The sequence below is a fragment of the Celeribacter sp. SCSIO 80838 genome (assembly GCF_056498065.1).
This window is the reverse complement of record NZ_JAZKMA010000001.1, coordinates 3,511,512-3,532,486: the sequence shown is the minus strand read 5'-3', so window position 1 is coordinate 3,532,486 and position 20,975 is coordinate 3,511,512. Positions and strand designations below refer to the sequence as shown.

Below are 20,975 nucleotides of genomic sequence, written 5' to 3'. Positions count from 1 at the left end.
CGTTTTCGCCCCTCCTTTAAGCCCTCAAAGCCCGAGTGTCACGAAAGGATCACATAGCTTTTTGTCACATCTTCTGTGAGAGGGGGCACGCGTCTTGCGCGGATATGAAAAAGGCGACCCGCGGGCCGCCCTTTTTGTCATTCGGTGCAGGTCGAGACCAAGGCCTCGTAGCGTTGCGTGATCCAGCCCGGGGCGCTATCCGGCAGGCTTTCGTCGATCTTGTCCTGCGAGCGGGCGAAGACCTTGGCGGTGCGGGAGTTTTCCAGCACGTCGATGGGATCGCCGGTGGAGACGCGATCGACGATCACAAGTGCGATGGCCACGAGGACAATGCCGCGCACCACGCCGAACAGGAAGCCAAGCCCTTGGTCGATGCCGCCCAGAGCCGAGCGTTGCACGGCGGAGGAGAACAGCGGGGTGAAGACCGAGACGATGATGAGCGCCAGTGCGAAGACCGCGAAAAACGCGGCGATCACCGACAATTCGCAGGAATCCGCGATGTAGGTGCCGAGATAGGGCACTTCCTTGATCAGCGGCACGGCCTTGGGGGCGAACATGTAGCCGAGCACGGCGGCCACGATCCAGCCTGCGATGGCCATGCCTTCGCGCACGAACCCGCGCGAATAGGCCAGAAGGGCGGAGACGATGATGACCAGCGCCACGATGCCGTCGATGATTGTAAAGCCGTCCATGGGCGCCTCACTCGTTTTTGGGCGCGTTAACCCGCGCCGAAGACCTCTCCGACAAAGCCCACCAGATCGCTCATCTGACGGATCGCCATGCCGCTGTTTTCGCCCGCTTTCGATTGCGACGGGGCGATGGCTGAGGAAAAACCAAGTTTTCGCGCTTCTTTCAACCTGTTTTCGGTTTGACCGACCGGTCTGAGACTGCCAGAGAGCGAAAGTTCCCCGAAAACCACACAATCTTTCGGCAAGGCGGCGTCTTCGCGGGCCGAGAGGAGGGCCGCGGCGACGGCGAGATCGGCGGCGGGTTCGGAGACCTTCATGCCGCCCGCGACGTTGAGGTAGACGTCGAGCCCGGCAAAGGGGATGCCGCAGCGCGCCTCCAGCACGGCGAGAATCATCGCAAGACGTGAGCCGTCCCAGCCCACGACGGTGCGACGGGCCTGGGCATGGGGCGAGGGGGCGACGAGGGCCTGAAACTCGACGAGAACCGGCCTTGTGCCCTCGATTCCGGCGAAAACCACCGATCCGGGGGCGGGTTGATCGCGTTCGGAGAGAAAGAGCGCGGAGGGGTTCGTCACCTCTGACAGCCCGTCGCCGGTCATTTCGAACACGCCGATTTCATGCGCCGGACCGAAGCGGTTTTTCACCGCGCGCAAAAGCCGGAACTGATGCCCGCGCTCGCCTTCGAAATAGAGCACCGTGTCGACCATATGTTCGACCACGCGGGGGCCTGCGAGCTGGCCTTCCTTGGTCACATGTCCGACGAGGACGACGGAAACGCCACGGGTCTTGGCAAAGCTCACAAGTTCGTGCGCGGCGGCGCGGACCTGCGACACCGACCCCGGCGCGCTTTCGACATTGTCGGCCCACATGGTCTGGATGGAATCGATAATGACCAGATCGGGCCGCTCCGCCTCAAGCGTCGTGAGAATGTCGCGCAGGTTGGTTTCCGCGCCGAGCTGCACGGCGGCCTCTTCGAGCCCCAGCCGCTGTGCCCGCATCCGGACCTGCGCGCTGGCCTCCTCGCCGGAGATGTAAATCACCTTCAGCCCCGCCCCCGCGAAACGCGCCGCCACCTGCAACAAAAGCGTCGATTTGCCGATGCCGGGATCGCCGCCCACCAGAATGGCCGACGCGGGGACAAGCCCGCCGCCCAGAACCCGGTCGAATTCCTCCATCCCGCAGGCGGTGCGCGGCGGCGGCGCCTCTTTCGTGGCAAGCGTGGTCAGCGGGATTTCCTTGCCGCGCATGCCGCCCAGCGTTTTCGTCGTCGGCCCGGCGGAGGAGAGCGGTTTCTCCTCGGAGATCGTGTTCCACTCGCCGCAGCCGTCGCAGCGCCCGGACCATTTGTTGGTCACCGCCCCGCAATTGGAGCAAACGAAGTTCTTCTGTGCCTTGGCCATCTGCGGCTCCCGGGTTGTTCTTGCTTCGTTCTAGTCTTTCAAGCCCCGCCGGTTCAAGCGGTCTCTTGTTCCTTTGCTGCAAAAATACTCAATCCAAGGCTGGTCAGCACGCAAAACGTGAACAGATACAACCCCCAACCCACTTCGACCCGCCCGACGCCGATGCCCTTGGCGAGGGTGATATAGATCGCAACCAGAAACACATCGGCCATCGCCAGACGCCCGAGCCGAAACAGCCACGGTTTCACGCGGGCAGGCAGACGACCGGAGAGCAGGCCTTCGAGCGCGATGACTTTGGTGATGGGGGCGATCAGGGCGAAGAAGATGACCACGAGGGCCAGCGGAATGTCCTTGTCCCAGAGACTCACGATGCCCGAAAGGACGGAAATTTCCGACAGGCCAAAAAGCGGCAGCAGCCCCGCGCGCATCAGGGGCGCGGCCCATGCAATGGGGAAGAGGACGAGGAGCGAGAGATTGGCGAGGCGGAGCGGGGTCATGGCCCTACCGCAGCGTCTCGATCGGACCGTTCGGGGAGCCGGTGATGAACTGGCGCAGATAGGGATCGTCGGCTGTGTCCATCTCGGACACCGGCCCGTGCCAGCGGATTTTACCCCGGTGCAGCATGGCGACCTTGTCGGCGATGGCGCGCACGGAGGTCATGTCATGGGTGATGGTGACGGCGGTTGCGCCCATTTCGACGACGATTTCGCGGATCAGTTCGTTGATGACGCCCGCCATGATCGGATCGAGGCCGGTGGTCGGCTCGTCGAAGAAAATGATCTCCGGATCGGCGGCAATGGCGCGGGCGAGGCCCACGCGTTTCTGCATCCCGCCGGACAGTTCGGCGGGGTAGAGATCGGCGACATCCGGTCCCATGCCGACGCGGCGCAGTTTCTCGATGGCGATCTCTTTGGCCTCGGCGCGCGGACGCTTGAGCGAGCCGCGCAACAGGCGAAAGGCGACGTTTTGCCAGACCGGAAGGCTGTCGAACAGGGCCGCGCCCTGAAACAACATGCCGAAGCGCGCGAGGAAGGCATCGCGGTCGCCGGTTTTGGTGACGTCCTCGCCATCGACCATGATCGTGCCGCGATCGGGGCGGACCAGCCCCAGAACGCATTTCAGCGTCACCGATTTGCCGGTACCGGAGCCGCCGATGATGACACAGCTTTCTCCCTTGGCGACATCGAGATCGACGCCCCGCAGGATCTCTTTCGCCCCGAAGGCCTTATGCACGTCGTGAAGGCGGATCATGTCGCGAAAAACGCCTGTGTCAAAAGGAAGTTGGCGGCGAGGATCAAGACGGCTGCGGCCACGACGGAGGATTTCGTCGCCTGGCCCACGCCCTGCGCGCCGCGCCCCGAGTGCATCCCGAAATAACAGCCCATCAGGGTGGCGATGACGCCGAAGGCGGCACCTTTGACCAGCGAGGAAACGATGTCGTTCGGCTCAAGGAAATCGACCGTGTTCTTGAGGTAAACCGCCGGGTTGAAACCCAGCGACTGGACGGAGACGAACCAGCCGCCGAAGACGCCGATGGCATCGCCCACTGCGACCAGAAGCGGCACGGTGACGAGACCGGCGAAGACGCGGGGCGCGGTGAGGTATTTCATAGGATCGGTGGAGAGCGTCACCAGAGCATCGATCTGCTCGGTGACCTTCATCGTGGCGATCTCGGCGGCGATCGAGGAGGTGACGCGGGCGGCCATCATCAACCCGACCATCACCGGGCCAAGTTCGCGCACGACGCCAAGCGCGACGATCTGCGGCACGACTTGCTCTGCGGAGAACCGCGCGCCGCCGGCGTAGATCTGAAGCGCCAGCGCGCCGCCGGTGAAGACGGCGGTGAGGCCGACGACGGGCAGCGACAGATAGCCGACATGCATCAAAGCATGCAGGAATTCGCGGCCGTAAAACGGCGGGGTCAGGATATGACGAAAGGCGGCGAGCGCAAAAAGCGCCACCCGGCCCACCGTCGCCAGCGCGGACAGAACGCCCGCGCCAAGCGCGGCCAGAGGCCGGGCGATCACGCTCATCCGATATAGCGGCGCTGATAGCGCGCGCCGAGCGAGGTCAGGATTTCATAGCCGATGGTCTGGCCGACGGTGGCGAGATCGTCCACCGTTTGGTGCGCGCACAAGAGATCGAGCGAGCGCGGCACCTGATCGAGATGGGTGATGTCCACGGTGATCAGGTCCATCGAGACCTTGCCGACGAGTGGGCAGGGGGTCTCGCCATCGAACAGCACGGCCTTGTTGGAGATCAGCCGGGTGATGCCGTCGGCATAGCCGCAGGCGACCGTGGCAATGCGCGAGGGCACTTCGGCGGTCCACATGTTGGAATAGCCGACCGTTTCGCCGGGCTGCACATCGCGGGTCTGGATCACCGGGCATTCGAGGCGGACGACGGGTTTGCCGTCCTCATAGGGCAGGCCGCCATAGATGCCGATGCCGGGGCGCACCAGATCGAAATGGTAGTCGGGGCCCAGAAGGATGCCGCCGGTCGCGGAAAGGGCGCGGCGCACGTCCAGCCCGTCGGTCATCTCGCGGAAGGTTTTGAGCTGATAGGCGTTCATCTCGTGCTCGGGCTCATCGGCACAGGCCAGATGGCTCATGACGAGATCGGGTTTCGCCCTCATCACCAGATCCTTCACCGCCTCCCATTCAACGGGCTCAAGCCCGAGACGGTTCATGCCGGTGTCGAGCTGAATGCCGAAGGGACGACCGGGCAGTGCCTCGAAATGGCGGGTGATCTGGTCGAGCGAATTGAGCATGGGAACGAGGCCCATGTCGCCGATCATGTCCGTGTCGCCGGGCATGTGGCCGCCGAGAATACCGATCCAGGGTTTCGGTCCGACCGCCTCGCGCAGCGCGACGCCTTCTTCGGCGGCGGCGACGAAAAAGGATTTCACGCCGGTTTTCATCAGGGCGCGGGCGACTTTGCCGACCCCCAACCCGTAAGCGTCGGCCTTGACCACCGCAGAGGTTTCCACCGTGTCTGCGGAGAGTTTGTCGAGCGCGCGCCAGTTCGCGGCGAGCGCTTCGAGATCGATATGAAGAGTAGAGGTGCCCATGGCCTTTTGTATTGGCGCTCCCGCGGGGAGTCGCAAGGGTTAAAATGACAGGGAGCCTGTGCGATCAGCGAAAGCTGGCACAGGCGGTGGGGTCGGTGTCGAAGGGATCGCTTTCGGAGAGGGCAGAAATCTCTTTTTGAAGCTCGAGCGTGCGCAGGCAGGTTTCGAGCCGGATCATGTGTTTGGCCTGTTTCATGTCGAGCGAAATCTGGTCTGCGCCCAGAAAGAGCTGAAGCATGGGGACGATGACCATGGGGATCGCCATCAACAGGAGAAAGGCGGGGAGAACCCTGTGGAACCAGAGATGCGCGAGCACCCGCCGCGAGGTGAGCCGTTTCCAGGGGCCTGCCTCAGGCAGGGGCTGTGCGCGGTGACTGCGCAGAGCCGCAAGAAAGCGCCGGTTGCGCAGCCATGCTTTTTTGTCGCGTGCACTGCCTTGGCCCGAGACGGCAACGAGGCCTGTGAAAAACGCCAGATAGAGAAAGATCAGAAAGATCAGAAGGATCAGCAACGCGCCTGAGAGGGTGAGCAGGAAGAAGCCCTGATTATCCGCGGATTGGGAGGCCACCGCCAGCAGAACGGAGAGCGTCGCGCCGGTGACGGAGGCAAGCCATTTGAACAGCGAAAGAACGTCTTTCGGGATCGGGAGAGACGGGGAAGGTGCGTTTTGTACCATGAAACCAAACAGCTATGAAACCAAACAGAGAGAATGCGAAGCCCGTGCCGGGCCTCGCGGGGCTTACTCGTAGTCGAAATTGTTGTGGAGTTCCTTGGCGAGGTTGCCAAAGCGGGTGAACTGCGCTTCGAAGCTCAGCTCGACCGTGCCGATGGGGCCGTGGCGCTGTTTGCCGAGGATCACTTCGGCCTTGCCGTGCAGGCGCTCCATGTCCTGCATCCATTTTTCCATGGCTTCGAGATTGTCGTCATCGGGCTTTTCGCGCTCTTTGTAATATTCGCCACGGTAAACGAACATCACCACGTCGGCGTCCTGCTCGATGGAGCCGGATTCACGAAGATCGGAGAGCTGCGGGCGTTTGTCGTCGCGGGATTCCACCGTCCGGGAGAGCTGCGACAGCGCAATCACCGGGATGTTGAGTTCCTTGGCGATGGCTTTCAGACCCATGGAAATCTCGCCGATCTCCTGCACCCGGTTGCCCTCGGTCCGGGACGTGCCGCGCACCAGTTGCAGGTAGTCGATGATCAAAAGATCGAGCCCATGGGTCCGTTGCAGACGCCGCGCGCGGGCGGCAAGCTGCGAGATTGGGATCGAGGGCGTGTCGTCGATGTAAAGCGGGCAGGATTCGAGCGTCTTGGCGGCGTCGACGAAGCGGCGGAATTCCTCTTCGGTCATGTCGCCTTGGCGGATCTTGTGCGAGGAAATCTCGGAGGCTTCGGCCAGAATACGCGCGGCGAGCTGTTCGGAACTCATCTCGAGCGAGAAGAAGCCGACAACGCCGCCCTCGACCGCGCCCTGTTTGCCATCGGGCAGGGTGCCCTTTTTATAGGCTTTGGCGATGTTGAACGCGATGTTGGTCGCGAGCGAGGTTTTCCCCATCGAGGGACGCCCGGCGAGGATGATCAGGTCGGAGGGGTGCAGACCCCCCATTTTCTTGTCGAGATCGATCAGCGCCGTGGCGATCCCGGCCATGCCGCCGCCGCGTTCATAGGCGGCGTTGGCGTTCAGAACGGCCTGCGTCACGGCGGAGAGGAAAGAGGTAAAGCCGGTTTCGCCCTTGCCCTGTTCGGCCAAGGAATAGAGCCGTTGCTCAGCGGCGACGATCTGCTCGCTCGGGTCGCGGGTGTCGGAGCCGGAGGCGGCAGAGCCGGAGATTTCATTGCCAAGCTCGATGAGCTGACGGCGCAGGAACAGATCGTAAATCAACTGCGCATAGTCGCGCACCGCATAGGTCGAGATCGCCGAAGCCGCGAGCCGCGCCAGATAGGCCGGACCGCCCAGCTCCTTGAGGCCCTCGTGATCTTCCATATAGGCCTTGAGCGTCACCGGCGAGGCCAGCATGTTTTTCGACACGCGCTCGGAAGCTTTCTCGAAAATATCCTTGTGAACCGGATCGAAGAAATGCTCGGGCGAGATGATCGAGGCGATCTTGTCGAACACGTCGTTGTTGGTCAGAAGCGCGCCCAGAAGCTGTTGCTCGGCCTCGATATTATGCGGCACGGCGCCCTCGTAGGGCGTGATCACGAGACCCTTCGCGGGCTTTGCGGTGGACTCGTCGTCTTTGCGCATATCCTGAAGATTGGCGATTTCGCTCATGCGTCCGGTTCCTGCTCACTTGGTTTGATCCCGCGAGTCGCGTCGTGCTTGCGGGTCCGTTCTGATTACCCGTCCCGGACAGGTGTTTCAAAGTGTATAACCTGTGGAAAACTTTTCTGCCCTGCGGCATGGCGGGTAACTGCCTGAGGCCAAAGCGAAACGCCGCCCATTGGGGCGGCGCTCAAATTTTTCGCAACAGGCCGGGGTCAGGCTTTCTTGTGCTTTTCCTGCCAGGCGTGCGGCGCGCCGAGGAAGTGCTCGACCTCCGCCAGAGCCGAGGCATCGAAGGTTTTCTGGCGTTTCGCCTCTTCGAGCACGTCCCACCAGGTGCAGAGGCTGATCAGCTTGACGCCGTGATCCGCCAGACGCTTTTCGGTGTCCGGGAAGATGCCGTAGTAGAAGATCACCGCCGTCCAGTTGCAGGACGCGCCGGTGTCGCGGATCGCGTCGACGAAGGAGAGTTTCGAGCCGCCATCGGTGGTCAGATCCTCGACCAGCAAGACGCGCTGATCCTCGGACATTTCGCCCTCGATCCGGGCGTTGCGACCGTAGCCTTTGGGCTTTTTGCGCACATAGGTCATCGGCAGGCCGAGACGGTCGGCGACCAGTGCGGCGAAGGGGATGCCTGCGGTTTCGCCGCCCGCGATGTTGTCGAACGCCTCGAAGCCCGCTTCGCGCATGATCGAGATCGCCATGAAATCCATCAGCGTCGAACGGATGCGCGGGAAGGAAATCAGCTTGCGACAGTCGATATAGGTCGGCGAGGGCAGACCGGAGGCGAGGATATAGGGCTCTTCCGGGCGGAAGTTCACCGCGCCGATTTCCAGGAGCATGCGCGCCGTCAGACGGGCGATTTCGGTTTGATCGGGAAAGGAGGAGGGGATCATGATCGGTCCTTCGTCTTAGGCGTCCACGCTCCAGTGGAGCGGCATCTGCGGGTCGAATACGGTCACGGGACCATTGGCGCTGTCGATCTTGGCCGGGTAGGTGACGGGCGCGCCCTTGCGGAGCGTGATCGTCGCCTCGTTGAGCGGCAGGCGGTAGAACGTCGGCCCGTTGATCGAGGTGAATTTTTCGAGGTTTTCAAGTTTGCCTTCGCGCTCGAACACCTCGGCGAGGATCGACATGGTGTTGGTCGCGGTGAAGCAGCCGGCACAGCCGCAGGCGCTTTCCTTGTCGTGATCGAGATGCGGGGCGGAATCCGTTCCGAGGAAGAAATGCGCATCCCCCGAGGTCGCGGCGGCAACGAGAGCAAGGCGGTGCGTTTCGCGTTTCGCGACCGGCAGGCAGTAGTAATGCGGTTTGATGCCGCCGACGAGGATGTGGTTGCGGTTGATCACCAGGTGATGCGTGGTGATCGTCGCCCCCATGTCCTCGCCCTGAGCGGAGACGTAATCGACGCCGTCCTTGGTGGTGATGTGTTCCATCACCACGCGCAGACCGGGGGTCTTGCGGCGGATCGGATCGAGCACGGTGTCGATGAACACGGCCTCACGGTCGAAGATGTCGACCTCGGGGGTGACGACCTCGCCGTGGGTGCAGAGCGGCAGGCCGATCTCGGCCATTTTCTCAAGCACCGGGCGCACCTTGTCGAAATCGCGCACGCCGGAGGCGGAGTTGGTCGTCGCGCCCGCCGGGTAGAGTTTCACGGCTTTCACCAGACCGGAGGCATGGGCGGCGGCCACGTCCGCGGGATCGGTCGCTTCGGTGAGATAGAGCGTCATCAGCGGCTCGAAGGTGCCGCGGCCCGGATTGGCCTTGAGAATGCGCTCGCGATAGGCCGCAGCCTCCGCGCCCGTGACCACCGGGGGCACGAGGTTCGGCATGACGATGGCGCGGGCGAAATGGCGCGCGGTTTCGGGCAGAACGGCCTCCATCATCGCGCCATCGCGCAGATGAAGATGCCAGTCGTCGGGGCGGCGGAGCGTGAGTGTGTCGGTCATGGCTTTGCCTTAGCGCGATCCGGGACAAAGCGCCAGATGGTGCGGGGCCCCGGTTGCGCTTATTTTTTAAGCCTCTGGTCAGTTTTTCGCCCCGGTGTTTCGCTCCGGGATTGAAGCCCCCCGCTGCGCGCGGCTAGGGTCGAGGCCGACCCGGAGGATTTCATGCTCGACACGCCCCACGCCAGTGATGCCGCCCGCTTGCAGCGCGTGCGTGGGCGTGCCCATGTGGTGATGGGGGCGCGGGGGCTGAAGGATTTGTATCAACAGGGCTCCGCCAAGGCGATGTTGCCGAAGGTGCACAGCGCCGTTCCTGAGGTGGTTTTTCTCAATACATCCGGGGGCTTGACCGCCGGAGACCGGCTGGAGTACCGGCTTGAGGTTGAGGATGGCGGGGCGCTTGTCGGCACGACGCAAACCGCCGAACGGGCTTATGCCTCTGTTGCGGGTGGGGCGGATGCCGAAGTGTCCGTGAGCCTCCATGCCGGGGCAGGCGCGCGGCTCGACTGGTTGCCGCAGGAGACGATCCTGTTCGAGACCGCGCGGCTGACGCGCAGAACCACGGCGGAGATCGCGGGCGATGCGCGGTTTTTGTTCTCGGAAATGGTGGTTCTGGGACGCGCGGCGATGGGGGAGACCATCGAGACGCTGCACCTGTCGGATCGCCGGGAAATTCATCGGGCCGGGCGGCCGGAGTTCATCGAACCGCTGGAGATCGACGCCGGGCTTGTGGCGCTCCGGGACAATCCGGCGCTTTTGTCGGGGGCGCGGGCGATTGCCACCGTGGGGCTGTTCGCGCCGGGGGCGGAAGCGCTTGCCGATCTGGTGAAACCGATCCAGCATGAGGGCGTGACCGCCGGGGTGTCCGGCTGGAACGGTAAGCTGGTGATCCGGGCGATGGCACCCGATGGCTATCCTCTGCGTCGCTATGTGGCGCAAGTTTTGAAGACGATCAGACAGGCGGATTTGCCGCGTGTCTGGCAAATGTGACAGCGAGGGACGGGAATGAACCTGACGCCGAGAGAAAAAGACAAGCTGCTGGTCTCGGTCGCAGCCATGGTGGCGCGCAATCGGTTGGCGCGCGGCGTGAAACTGAACCACCCGGAAGCCATCGCGCTGATCACCGATTTCGTGGTTGAGGGCGCGCGCGACGGCAAGATGGTGTCGGAACTGATGCAGGCGGCCGCGCATGTGATCACCCGCGAACAATGCATGTCCGGCGTGCCGGAGATGATTCACGAAGTGCAGGTGGAGGCGACCTTCCCGGACGGGACGAAACTCGTCACCGTGCACCACCCGATCCGTTGACTTGAGTATTTGGACCATCAGAAAGCAGGAGGCGCGCCGATGATACCCGGTGAGTATTTCATTCAGGACGGCGAGATCGAGCTGAACGCGGGGGCGGAAGTGACGACGATCATCGTGTCCAACACGGGCGACCGCCCGGTGCAGGTCGGCTCGCATTACCATTTCTACGAGACCAATGTGGGGCTTGAGTTCGACCGCGCGGCGGCGAAGGGCAAGCGGCTTGATATTGCCGCCGGGACCGCCGTGCGGTTCGAGCCGGGGCAGACGCGGGAGGTCGATCTTGTGCCTCTGGCGGGGGCGCGTGAGGTTTATGGGTTCAACCAGAAGGTCATGGGCAAGCTGTGATCCGGTTTGCGATCATATCGCTGGCCGTTCTGGCGGCTCCGGCCTTGGCGCAGGAGGCCGAGGTCGATTGCGCCAATGCGATGACCCAGACGGAGATGAACATCTGCGCCGGGCGCGACTACAGGGCGGCGGATGAGGATCTCAATCTGGCTTATCAGAACGCCATGGCGGTGGCGAAAGAGTGGGATCTGGGCCTGTCCGAGGAGCTGTGCTGTGCCTCGGATGCGCTGCGCGAGGCGCAGAGGGCGTGGATTCCCTATCGCGACAAGGTCTGTGAGGCGACCGGATTTCTGGTGCGTGGCGGCTCTATGGAGCCGATGATTGTCGCGCGCTGTTTAGAGAATATCACACGGCGGCGGACCGAAGACATCCGCGCCGTTTACGAGATGAACTGAGAGGGACAAGATGCCTGCAAAAATCTCCCGCACGACCTATGCCGACATGTTCGGCCCGACCACCGGCGACAGGGTTCGGCTCGCCGATACCGATCTGATCATCGAGGTGGAGAAAGACCTCACCGGGCCTTATGGCGAAGAGGTCAAATTCGGTGGCGGCAAGGTCATTCGCGACGGCATGGGCCAGTCGCAGATGAGCCGCGCCCAGGGGGCGGTCGATACGGTGATCACCAATGCGCTGATCCTCGACGTGACTGGGATTTACAAGGCCGACATCGGCTTGAAAGACGGGCGCATCGCCGGGATCGGCAAGGCCGGGAACCCGGACACGCAGCCGAATGTCGACATCGTCGTCGGGCCGGGGACCGAGGCGATCGCGGGCGAGGGCCGGATCATCACGGCGGGGGGGATGGACAGCCATATCCATTTCATCGCGCCGCAACAGATTGAGGATGCTCTGCATTCCGGGATCACCTGTATGCTGGGCGGTGGCACGGGGCCGGCGCATGGCACGCTTGCAACCACCTGTACGCCGGGGCCGTGGCACATCGGGCGGATGTTGCAGGCCTTGGACGGCGTGCCGATGAACATCGCTTTGGCCGGGAAGGGGAACGCCTCACAACCCGCCGCTCTGGTCGAGATGGTCAAGGCGGGGGCGGCGGCGCTTAAGCTGCATGAGGATTGGGGTACGACGCCGGGGGCGATTGATTGCTGTCTCTCTGTCGCAGATGACATGGATGTGCAGGTGATGATCCACACCGATACGCTCAATGAGAGCGGGTTTGTGGAGAACACTCTGGCCGCGATCAAAGGCCGGACCATTCACGCCTATCACACCGAGGGTGCGGGCGGCGGGCATGCGCCGGACATTATCAAGGTGGTCGGGCATGAGAATATCCTGCCGTCTTCGACGAACCCGACGCGGCCCTTTACGCAGAACACTCTGGAAGAGCATCTCGACATGCTCATGGTCTGTCACCACCTCGACAAGTCGATCCCGGAGGATGTGGCCTTTGCCGAAAGCCGCATTCGCAAGGAGACGATTGCGGCGGAGGATATTCTGCATGACATGGGGGCGTTTTCGGTGATTTCGTCCGACAGTCAGGCGATGGGGCGCGTGGGGGAGGTGATCATTCGCACATGGCAAACCGCTGATAAAATGAAGAAACAGCGCGGGCGCCTGTCGGATGAGACTGGCGACAATGACAACGTGCGGGTGAAACGCTATGTCGCGAAATACACGATCAACCCGGCGATTGCGCATGGCATGAGCCGACATATCGGTACGGTCGAGGTCGGCAAACGCGCCGATATTGTCATGTGGTCGCCGGCGTTTTTTGGCGTGAAGCCGGAGATGGTTCTGATGGGGGGCATGATTGTCGTGGCGCAGATGGGCGATCCGAACGCCTCGATCCCGACGCCGCAGCCGGTTTACACGCGGCCGATGTTCGGTGCGATGGGGCGGGCGGTGGAGCATTCCGCGGTGCTGTTCGTGTCTCAGGCGGCTCAGGCCGAGGGGATCGGCAAACAACTTGGCCTCGCCAAGCAAACGCTGGCGGTGGAGAACACGCGCAACATCGGCAAGTCGTCCATGGTGATGAACAACGCCACGCCCGAGATCGAGGTGAACCCGGAAACCTACGAGGTGCGGGCCAATGGCGAGCTTCTGACCTGCGAACCGGCGACGGAGTTGTCGATGGCGCAGAGGTATTTCCTGTTCTGATACGGAAGGCGGCGTAACTGCCCGGAAAACATGCAACACCCGTCTTTGATCCGGCGGGGGTTGCGTCAAGCTGCGGTCGTGCGCAGGGTTCAATTGTTTGTTCATAGAATGCCTGTAGCCTGAAAGCATAGGGAGGAAACCCGTATCAAGAGAGGTTTCCATGCAGCATGTCGCCAATATCGCGATCCTGACGCCCAGCCTTCGGGCGCGGCTCGATCTTTTTTTCGCCACTTTGGGGCAGGGGGTGAACGCCTATGCCGTGCGCCGCAAACGGCTTGGCGAACTGGCCCGGCTCGATGCGCTGAGCGATGAGGAATTGCTGGCCATGGGCATCACCCGTGACCGCATTCCGCATTACGTGTTCCGGGATTTGTTCTGTGTCTGACGGAGGCGCAGGCCGTGGTGGACGGTTCGGGGCCGTGTCAGAAGGGTGTGGGGAGACGCCTCGGTCCCGTTGACCGGAGTTCAGGGGCGCAAGATTTAAGCCCGTGAGTTAGAGGTGTGAGTTGGCCTCGTGATTTACCGTAATTTAGACCTGTGATTTCAGGTGGGTTATTCGGGGCGGGCGAGCAGCGGCATGGTTTGTGGGGCGTGGAGTGCGGTGGGCAAAACGTCTTCCTCATGGTCTTCGATGCGGATCGAGGTGACCTGTTTGGTCGCGTAATAGCGGTCGTCGTCGAGCATTTCGGGCGGAAGTTTTGAGATGTCGAAGACCTGATAGGCGGTGTGGGACACCACGACGTCGCAGGTCAGCCCGTGATAGCGGCCGGGCGCGTGCGCAGAGATGAAACCGGCCTCGAGCGCGGACTCGCGGGCGCGCAGTTCCGCGATCTTGGCGCGCAGATGGGCGAGTTCATCGACGGGGGAGAGGGACATATCCATGGTCTTTTTCCTTCTGGAGCAAGGGATTGGAATTTCGGGTACATGGCCTGTGGCTTAGCCCTCGTCGCCGATGGCGAGGCGACGGCTGGCAAATGCGGTGGCGGGCTGGGCGTCCTCTTCCGTTTCGATCGCTTGCGCGAAACCGAGGTCGGCCTCCATCTCGAGCGCGCGGGCCAGATCGAGCGCGTCGGGCAGGGTGGCCGGGGCGAGTGGCGCCTCGGCATCGGCCTGCATCTGCGCCAGGTTCTCGTCATGGAGGCCCGCGAGAGGCTGCAAATCGGCATGTCCGGTGGGGCGCAGATCGCGCGGGGTCTCGCCCTCGGGGGCGTTACCGGCTTCGATCGGAGGGAGGTTCAGGCTGGTCCTCCGTGGCGCGGCGGTTTTGAGACCGAAGGGGTCGTCGGCTTGCACAAAGGGGGCGGTGACCGCATTCACATCTTCCGAAACGTCGCCGCCTGTGTCTTCGAAAACGTCCATGCCGGGGGCTGGCGCGAGATCGCTCACGCCCACGGTCGACGCATGGAGCAGACTTTCGGGAGGGGTTTGGGAATGCTCCGGTGCGACGGCATCGAGCGGGCTGTCCGGCAGGGGGGCGCCGATGGTGCGCATCGTGGCCCGGCTGTCGTCCACAGCGATGAGGTCCGTGAACTCCGCCTGCGCCTCATTCTCCGTTTCCTGATCCGGGAACTCGGGGGAGATCTCGTCAGAAGCGCTGAAGAGGAGGGGGGCGGGCAGGGGGAGCGGCGGCTCGTCTGTGACATCGTGTTCTGTGTCCGGCTCGGGGGGCGGGGCGGAAACAAGGCCGAGGGACAGGTCCTCAGGCCCCATTTCGGCACTCTGGTCCGTGACGATCGAAGGCTCCGGGGATGGCAGGTCCACCGGCATTTCAAGGGTGGCGGCGACTGCGGCGGCGCGGGGGGCGAGCAGAACCACGGTTTCCTCGCAATCGCGGAACACATCCGGGTTCAACAGCAGCTCTTGCGGCAGGTGTTCGGGGGCGATGCGGCGCGGACGGCGGGTCTCGATCACGGCCATGCGCCCTAGACCGAGTACTTTGTCACAGCCCAGTTCGCTGGCAAAGGTCAGAATTTCATCACATAATTCCACTTCAAGCGCCCGCAGCCGGGCAATTTCGGCGCGCAGGGTGAAAAGTGCGTCGACGGCCTCGAAAGGGGCGTCGGGGGCGCTATGATCGAAAGGCGAAAAACGCATGGGCAGGGTCTCCTTGCCTTACATTTGAGGGCGAGTCGGTTAAGAAAGTCCCAATTCCCGACAGGAGGGTGCAAAATGAGCGGATTGAAAGCTTATGAACTCAGCGAGGGCGGTGCGGAGGTGGCCACGGATCACGTGGCGCTGACCTACGATCAGCGGCTTTTGCGGCGCAAGAAACTGGTGACCGAGGGGGGGCTGACGGTGTTTGTCGACCTGCCGCAAACCGTGTCGATCGGCGAGGGGGACGGATTTCTCTGCGAAGACGGCACGGTGATCGGGGTGCGGGCCGCCGAGGAAGAGCTTTATGCGGTGACCGGCGAGACGGTGACGCGCTATGTCTGGCACATCGGCAACCGGCATACGCCTTGTGAAATTGCCGCCGACCGGTTGGTGATCCAACGCGATCCGGTTTTGAAGGCCATGCTGGAACAATTGGGTGCCGCGGTCGCGGAGATCGTGGCGCCGTTCTCGCCGGAGGGCGGGGCCTATGGCCATGGCCGGACGATGGGTCATGATCATGGGGGGCACGGGCATAGCCATGACCACGGTCATTCTCACGCGCACGATCATTCGCATGAGCACGATCATGACCATCCTCATGAGCATAAACACGGTCACCACCATCATCATGATTGAGCGAACATGACGGACCACGCGCTTCTGACGCTGACGCAATGGCTCTCGCCCGCTTTCCCGCTGGGCGGGTTCGCCTATTCGCATGGGCTGGAACTGGCGATCAGCGAGGGGCAGGTGCGCGATGCGGCTGGGCTTCGGGGCTGGCTCGACGCGGTGCTGACGCGGGGCGGCGGGCGGGCGGATGCCTGGCTGTTGTCGATGGTGCTGCAAGGTGCGGATACCGATGAGATGGCGGCGCTGGCGGAGGCTCTGGCCGGGTCGAAAGAGCGCTGGGCGGAGACTTATGAGCAGGGCGCGGCCTTCGCGCGCACGGTGGCGGAGATGGGCGGGCCCAAGCGCCCGGCGCGGGCGCTGCCGGTGGCGGTGGGCGAGGCGGCGCGGGATCTGGGGCTTGCGCCCAAGACAGTGATCTCGCTTTATCTTCATAGCTTTGCCTCGAATCTTGTGTCCGCAGGCGTGCGCTTTATTCCGCTCGGGCAGGCGGCGGGGCAAAGCGCGCTGTCTGCGCTTCATGAGGGGATCGAGAGAGTGGCGGAAGAGGCACTTGGCGCGACGGTCGACGGGCTGTCGACGGGCGCGTTTGCCGCCGATCTCAACGCGGCACGCCATGAGGACATGGACGTGCGGATATTCAAGACATAACAGGAGGCAGATATGGCATCACCGAACGGGGCGTTGCGCGTTGGCATTGGCGGGCCGGTGGGCGCGGGGAAAACGACGCTGACCGGGGCGCTGGCGAAGGCGCTGTCGGAGAAATATTCCATCGCGGTCATCACCAATGACATCTACACGCGCGAAGATGCGGAGGCGTTGATGCGCCAGCAAATTCTGCCGATGGAGCGCATTCGCGGGGTGGAAACCGGCGGCTGTCCGCATACGGCGATCCGCGAGGATGCCTCGATCAACCTTGCCGCCGTGGCCGACCTGTCGGAAAAATTCCCCGATCTGGACGTGATCCTGATCGAGAGCGGCGGCGACAATTTGGCTGCGACGTTTTCGCCGGAACTCGCGGATCTGACGATCTATGTGATCGACACGGCGGCCGGACAGGACATCCCGCGCAAACGGGGGCCTGGGGTGACGCGCTCGGATCTTCTGGTCGTGAACAAGGTGGATCTTGCGCCCTATGTCGGGGTCGACCGGGCGTTGTTGGAAGAAGACACCAGGCGGGCGCGGGGCCAAGGCGCCTATGTCATGGCGGCGCTGCGCCATGGCGAAGGGGTCGAGGCGATCGTGCGGTTCGTCGAGGAGGAAGGCGGCCTCGGTTAAGGCCACCTCTGAGACAACGGCGGTCTTTTGAGAGACCGTCGGGCTCCGTCAGGCGTTTTCCTGAAACGGCGTTTCCAGCTCGGGCAGGGTGATGTTGCGTTCCTCGAGCACCTCGAGCGCGATGTCATAGGCCTTGCGGAAGCGCGGGGCGTATTTGCGGTTGCGCAGCACATGGCGGCACAGAAGTGCGGTCTGATAGGGCCGGGCTTTGGGAGCGCTTTCGGCCAGAAGCCGACGCAGATAGCCCAGATGATCGCGCCGCTTGCGCAGCGCGCGGGTGACGGCGCGCTGATCCAGACGACCGTCGATCGCGGCCTCGAGGATCGGGGCGAGCGCGCCCATTTCGAGCATCTCGAATTCCGGGTCGGTGCCGAACAGGCGGCAGGGAATGCGGTTGACATGCGGCCGATTGAACAGCGCGGCGTGCATCGCATCTTCGTTGACGCGCGGGTCATAGAGCACAAAGGCCTTCTCCGCCCCGTCGACCATGTCGGGGGCAAAGCCGTAGCGGCTGGTGAAATCCATCCGGCGGGTTTTCGGGAAGCGCCGGTCCCAGCTTGCCAAGCGTCCGTCGAGCGTGGCTTGCGGCGCGATGGCGATGACGGTCGCACCGGGGGCGACGACGGAATAGGCCGCGGCGGCATAGCCACAGGCACCCGCGCCGTAGAACACGACCTGATCGAAATCCTCGAAGAAGCCGTCGTCCACAAGGCGGTCGAAATAGCGGTAGATGTTTTTCGAGCGGAACCAGCGGTCTTTCGGATCGAGATCGTGGGCCATCAGCGTCAGCGAGGACCAGCCGTGCCGGGCGGCCAGCATCATGCCCGTGGGATGGCCCTTGTCATTGCGCTCGGTCGCCTGTTCGAACGTGTCGAAACTGACGAGGAGGCGAGGTTTCTCGTCGAGGAAGGCGGCGGCGAAGCGGTCGCCAAGCGGTTCGTAATAACCGTGTTGCTCGCAGAATTCCTCAAGTGCCTCGGCCCATTCGTCACGGGGCAGATCGGAAATGTCCTGAACGTCGCGGATGGCGCTCTGTAGCTCGGTGTCGGCTTGGTTCATAAGACTTCTCCTCATGCTCGTGGCCCGGTCTCTGCGAGGGCTTTGCGCGGTCGTCAACAGGCCCTCTTCCCGCCCCGTGTACCGAACCGGTGGACCCGGGGGCTTTGGGGACAGGAGAAGGCCGAAATGGTTAATGTTCGATTATTCAATTAAGCACATTCGACGGCGTGGGAAAGGAATTCCTCGGTCTGTCGCGCGACTGTTACCTGTCGCGAAACGATGTGCGATTTTCGGGCGCTTTGGTCGCCCTGCGTCGGGAATTGTGGCGCAATTGGACCGGTGATGCGGGGCATCTGTCGCGATGTCCGACTCGCCCTTGGGCAGGGCGAATCCGTCAGTCTCTCAGCCGAGAATGATGCCGATGGTCACCGCACCGAGCCCCATGGCGGAGACCAGAAGCGCCACCAGATTGAGGGCCACGACCTTTTGCAGTCGGGCGCGGATCTCCTCGTCGGAGCCGCCGAGTTTCTTGGCTTTCATCGCCGCGACGATGCAATAGACCAAGAGGCCCACGCCGATCAGCGTCAACACCACGCCGCCCCAGATCAATGCGCCCATGTTCATCTCCCATGCTTGTCGGCCATCCTTCGGGACCGCCTAACGCCTCGGGTCGCGTCAGGCAAGCACGGAAGCGCGCAGAGGCGTTTCCGAGACTTGCCTCACCGCCATCGGGCGGGTAGGGATCGGGGCAGAAAAGAGCATAAAATCCGAGGAAGGTTTCCCATGATGGACGACGATATCGAATCCGGCCACAGCTCCGGCCCCGACGCCTCTTACCGCATCACTGCGGATGAGCTGCGTCAGTTTGTCGAGCGTTTCGAACGGCTTGAGCTTGAGAAAAAGGACATCGCCGATCAGCAGAAAGAGGTGATGGCCGAGGCCAAGGGGCGCGGTTACGACACCAAGGCGATGCGCAAACTCATTGCGCTGCGCAAGAAGACCGCCGACGAGATCGCCGAGGAAGAGGCGATCCTTGAAATGTATCGGGAAGCTCTGGGCATGCGCTGAGGCGCCTGTTCCGAGGTTCCGTCATGGCCTCCCGACTTGGTCACCGCATTGCGCTGTCGCTGATCGCGCTGGTGCTGGGCTTTGGCCTCGGGCTTGTGATGCTTGGGCTGTCCCCGGTTGTGGCCGGGGTCTGTCCGGGTTGTTTCGGGTTTAAAAAGATCGCGCCGGAGGTCTATTCCGAACTGACCGGCCCGACCACCTCGGACGAGATGCTGCGCCGTCTCGTCTTTGCCGAAGCGCGCGTCGAAGCCGCCTTTGGACCGCAGGAGCGGCCGCGCATGCTGATCTGTTACACCGAGACCTGCAACAAGGTCATGGGCGGTATGGAGGTGCGCGCGATGGCCTATGGCAGTCATCTGTTCTACCTCACGCCAAAGGGGCATGACACGGAGATCATCGCCCATGAGCTGACCCATGTGGCGCTGCATCGTCAGATCGGACTCAAGGCACAGGCGCGGTTTCCGGCCTGGGTTGATGAGGGGATTGCCACCTATGTGTCGCGCGACCCGCGTTTCGATCTGAACCCGGAGAGCTGCGATCCGGGGCAGGGGGCGCTGCCCGAGAATGCGCATGACTGGCGGCATTCCATGGGCGCGCGCGATGCGAGTTTCTATGCCGAGGCCGGATGCCGCGTGGCGCTCTGGCTCAAGGCGCATCCGGTGAGCGGGATCGAGGGGCTGGTGGCGGCGTATGTTTCGGAGTGAGGGGGCGGACCTCAAGGCGCGATAAAGCGCACGCCCTGCATGGCTTCGATCCGCTCCAAGTCTTCCTCATAGGCCTCGGTCAGCCGTTCGACGAGAGCCTCGTCCCAGCCGGGCACCTCGATCTCTTCTTCCAAAGCCGCCTCGTCGACATATTTGTCGAGAAAGGCCTGAAGGATGCGGCGGCGTTGTTCTTCGGTCTGGGGTTTGTGGGTGTGCAGATAGGTGCGCAGCCGCTTCATGCCCTCGCGCTTCATGATCGTCGCCAGAATGTCGAGCCCGCCCGACATCGGCACCATCGGCCCGACCCCGGTCATGTCGCGCATCACCTGTGCCCATGTCAGGGGCGTGTCCTCGAAGGCGAAACAGGTCACGGACGTATCCGGGCAGACGGTCCGGATGCGGCTCAAGAGGCTGGACCAGCGTAGCGTGTCGAGGTCGATGCCCGACAGGAAGCTCGCGAAACTGGTGTTCGGGCCGCAATAGGAGAACGCCGCCGGGATGAAGGTCGCGGGGTTTCGGACGCCGATGAAGAATTCCATCTGATGATCGGCGAAGGTGTTGCGCAGCCATGGCAGTTTGAAATCCGCCTTGCTGTAGAACTGCCCCTTCTCGAAGATCAGCGGGTGCATGCAGATCACATCCTCGTAGGACAGCACCATGCGGGTGCAATCGTCCAGATCGAGCATCTGGTCGAGCAGCATTTCCTGGCTCTCTGGGCTGGCACGGTTGTTTTTGACCTTTTTCATGATCTGCGGCAGCACATCGCGGTAATGCGAGGGCGGCGGTACCGCCACGCCATGCTCGGCCAGCGCCGCCTTGTTCTTGAGAAGCCCCCGCATGAGCTGCGCGCCATTGGTGCAATGGGCGCCGATATGCATGGAAATGATCATGGGAGTGGTCGGTCCTGTCTCTGGCTCTGCTCTTATGCCGTGCCTGATTTTACGGCGGCTCGTTAACGTTAATATAACCGGTTTTGCCGCTAGGGAAACCGAATTCGCCCTCGGGCCATCGCGGCAAAATCCCTGCGATCCCTCGGGTTTCGCGCCGAAACTGGGCTTCACGT

At 62.9% G+C, this 20,975-nt stretch carries 26 protein-coding genes; 11 read left to right on the top strand and 15 right to left on the bottom strand.

All coding sequences use genetic code 11. The annotated features are described in order from the left end of the window. Positions 1 to 137: 137 nt before the first annotated feature. The 10 genes from V1475_RS17700 to pyrC form a co-directional block, all read right to left on the bottom strand. Entirely contained in the window at positions 138 to 692 is a 555-nt protein-coding gene (locus V1475_RS17700) for a CvpA family protein (protein ID WP_434286551.1), read from the bottom strand. 26 nt (positions 693 to 718) lie between these two features. Then, entirely contained in the window at positions 719 to 2,089 is a 1,371-nt protein-coding gene (radA, locus tag V1475_RS17695; protein ID WP_479413801.1) for a DNA repair protein RadA, read from the bottom strand. A 53-nt stretch (positions 2,090 to 2,142) separates the two neighbouring features. Next, positions 2,143 to 2,586, bottom strand: a complete 444-nt coding sequence (locus V1475_RS17690) for a paraquat-inducible protein A (protein ID WP_479413800.1) — start codon at positions 2,584 to 2,586, stop codon at positions 2,143 to 2,145. Positions 2,587 to 2,590: 4 nt separating this feature from the next. Further along, positions 2,591 to 3,340: an ABC transporter ATP-binding protein gene (locus V1475_RS17685; RefSeq protein ID WP_479413799.1), complete on the bottom strand. Its 750-nt coding sequence runs from the start codon at positions 3,338 to 3,340 to the stop codon at positions 2,591 to 2,593. After that, positions 3,337 to 4,122, bottom strand: coding sequence for an MlaE family ABC transporter permease (locus V1475_RS17680; protein ID WP_479413798.1), 786 nt, complete (start codon positions 4,120 to 4,122; stop codon positions 3,337 to 3,339). The genes V1475_RS17685 and V1475_RS17680 overlap by 4 nt, the downstream gene beginning before the upstream one ends. Further along, complete coding sequence (gene alr / locus V1475_RS17675) at positions 4,119 to 5,159, bottom strand: alanine racemase (RefSeq protein ID WP_479413797.1); 1,041 nt, start codon at positions 5,157 to 5,159, stop codon at positions 4,119 to 4,121. Before alr ends, V1475_RS17680 begins: the two co-directional genes overlap by 4 nt. 64 nt (positions 5,160 to 5,223) lie before the next feature. Further along, positions 5,224 to 5,835 carry a hypothetical protein gene (locus V1475_RS17670; RefSeq protein WP_479413796.1) on the bottom strand — a complete coding sequence of 204 codons (612 nt, stop codon included), beginning with the start codon at positions 5,833 to 5,835 and terminating at the stop codon, positions 5,224 to 5,226. A gap of 63 nt (positions 5,836 to 5,898) precedes the next feature. Then, positions 5,899 to 7,431 (bottom strand): replicative DNA helicase, encoded by a 1,533-nt coding sequence (locus tag V1475_RS17665; protein WP_434286565.1) that lies wholly within the window; start codon positions 7,429 to 7,431, stop codon positions 5,899 to 5,901. 206 nt (positions 7,432 to 7,637) lie between these two features. After that, entirely contained in the window at positions 7,638 to 8,318 is a 681-nt protein-coding gene (locus tag V1475_RS17660; protein WP_479413795.1) for an orotate phosphoribosyltransferase, read from the bottom strand. A 15-nt stretch (positions 8,319 to 8,333) separates the two neighbouring features. Next, complete coding sequence (gene pyrC, locus V1475_RS17655) at positions 8,334 to 9,374, bottom strand: dihydroorotase (protein ID WP_479413794.1); 1,041 nt, start codon at positions 9,372 to 9,374, stop codon at positions 8,334 to 8,336. 162 nt (positions 9,375 to 9,536) lie between these two features. On the opposite strand from pyrC, the gene V1475_RS17650 reads away from it, so the two are divergent. The 6 genes from V1475_RS17650 to V1475_RS17625 all read left to right on the top strand — a co-directional run bounded on the left by V1475_RS17650 (position 9,537) and on the right by V1475_RS17625 (position 13,527). Continuing rightward, positions 9,537 to 10,361 (top strand): urease accessory protein UreD, encoded by an 825-nt coding sequence (locus tag V1475_RS17650; RefSeq protein WP_479413793.1) that lies wholly within the window; start codon positions 9,537 to 9,539, stop codon positions 10,359 to 10,361. A gap of 15 nt (positions 10,362 to 10,376) precedes the next feature. After that, positions 10,377 to 10,679 carry an urease subunit gamma gene (locus V1475_RS17645; RefSeq protein ID WP_066703978.1) on the top strand — a complete coding sequence of 101 codons (303 nt, stop codon included), beginning with the start codon at positions 10,377 to 10,379 and terminating at the stop codon, positions 10,677 to 10,679. 39 nt (positions 10,680 to 10,718) lie between these two features. After that, on the top strand, positions 10,719 to 11,024 hold the full coding sequence (locus V1475_RS17640; RefSeq protein ID WP_479413792.1) for an urease subunit beta: 306 nt from the start codon (positions 10,719 to 10,721) through the stop codon (positions 11,022 to 11,024). Then, the gene (locus V1475_RS17635) at positions 11,021 to 11,419 is read left to right on the top strand and encodes a lysozyme inhibitor LprI family protein (protein WP_479413791.1); all 399 of its coding nucleotides are present in this window, start codon (positions 11,021 to 11,023) and stop codon (positions 11,417 to 11,419) included. The genes V1475_RS17640 and V1475_RS17635 overlap by 4 nt, the downstream gene beginning before the upstream one ends. A 10-nt stretch (positions 11,420 to 11,429) precedes the next feature. Continuing rightward, complete coding sequence (gene ureC / locus V1475_RS17630) at positions 11,430 to 13,142, top strand: urease subunit alpha (RefSeq protein WP_479413790.1); 1,713 nt, start codon at positions 11,430 to 11,432, stop codon at positions 13,140 to 13,142. A 160-nt stretch (positions 13,143 to 13,302) separates the two neighbouring features. Then, positions 13,303 to 13,527, top strand: a complete 225-nt coding sequence (locus V1475_RS17625) for a hypothetical protein (protein ID WP_434286573.1) — start codon at positions 13,303 to 13,305, stop codon at positions 13,525 to 13,527. 167 nt (positions 13,528 to 13,694) lie between these two features. Here V1475_RS17625 and V1475_RS17620 read toward each other — a convergent pair whose 3' ends face one another. Next, positions 13,695 to 14,024: a hypothetical protein gene (locus V1475_RS17620; RefSeq protein WP_479413789.1), complete on the bottom strand. Its 330-nt coding sequence runs from the start codon at positions 14,022 to 14,024 to the stop codon at positions 13,695 to 13,697. A 54-nt stretch (positions 14,025 to 14,078) separates the two neighbouring features. Further along, positions 14,079 to 15,236, bottom strand: a complete 1,158-nt coding sequence (locus tag V1475_RS17615) for a hypothetical protein (RefSeq protein WP_479413788.1) — start codon at positions 15,234 to 15,236, stop codon at positions 14,079 to 14,081. Between the two features lie 75 nt (positions 15,237 to 15,311). On the opposite strand from V1475_RS17615, the gene V1475_RS17610 reads away from it, so the two are divergent. Genes V1475_RS17610 through ureG form a run of 3 tightly spaced genes read left to right on the top strand, consistent with a single transcriptional unit; the run spans position 15,312 to position 17,141 of the window. Further along, positions 15,312 to 15,872, top strand: coding sequence for an urease accessory protein UreE (locus V1475_RS17610; RefSeq protein WP_479413787.1), 561 nt, complete (start codon positions 15,312 to 15,314; stop codon positions 15,870 to 15,872). Between the two features lie 6 nt (positions 15,873 to 15,878). Further along, on the top strand, positions 15,879 to 16,514 hold the full coding sequence (locus V1475_RS17605; protein ID WP_479413786.1) for an urease accessory protein UreF: 636 nt from the start codon (positions 15,879 to 15,881) through the stop codon (positions 16,512 to 16,514). Positions 16,515 to 16,526: 12 nt separating this feature from the next. After that, entirely contained in the window at positions 16,527 to 17,141 is a 615-nt protein-coding gene (ureG, locus tag V1475_RS17600; RefSeq protein WP_479413785.1) for an urease accessory protein UreG, read from the top strand. Positions 17,142 to 17,189: 48 nt separating this feature from the next. Here ureG and V1475_RS17595 read toward each other — a convergent pair whose 3' ends face one another. Together V1475_RS17595 and V1475_RS17590 are read right to left on the bottom strand one after the other, a co-directional pair. Next, positions 17,190 to 18,200, bottom strand: a complete 1,011-nt coding sequence (locus V1475_RS17595; RefSeq protein ID WP_479413784.1) for a phosphoadenosine phosphosulfate reductase — start codon at positions 18,198 to 18,200, stop codon at positions 17,190 to 17,192. A gap of 342 nt (positions 18,201 to 18,542) precedes the next feature. Further along, complete coding sequence (locus tag V1475_RS17590; RefSeq protein ID WP_479413783.1) at positions 18,543 to 18,758, bottom strand: hypothetical protein; 216 nt, start codon at positions 18,756 to 18,758, stop codon at positions 18,543 to 18,545. 165 nt (positions 18,759 to 18,923) lie between these two features. On the opposite strand from V1475_RS17590, the gene V1475_RS17585 reads away from it, so the two are divergent. Together V1475_RS17585 and V1475_RS17580 are read left to right on the top strand one after the other, a co-directional pair. Beyond that, positions 18,924 to 19,208, top strand: coding sequence for a DUF2312 domain-containing protein (locus V1475_RS17585; protein ID WP_434286582.1), 285 nt, complete (start codon positions 18,924 to 18,926; stop codon positions 19,206 to 19,208). Between the two features lie 23 nt (positions 19,209 to 19,231). After that, positions 19,232 to 19,912: a hypothetical protein gene (locus V1475_RS17580; RefSeq protein ID WP_479413782.1), complete on the top strand. Its 681-nt coding sequence runs from the start codon at positions 19,232 to 19,234 to the stop codon at positions 19,910 to 19,912. 11 nt (positions 19,913 to 19,923) lie between these two features. On the opposite strand, the gene V1475_RS17575 is transcribed toward V1475_RS17580, so the two are convergent. Next, positions 19,924 to 20,802 (bottom strand): hypothetical protein, encoded by an 879-nt coding sequence (locus V1475_RS17575; protein WP_434286584.1) that lies wholly within the window; start codon positions 20,800 to 20,802, stop codon positions 19,924 to 19,926. Positions 20,803 to 20,975: the final 173 nt, after the last annotated feature.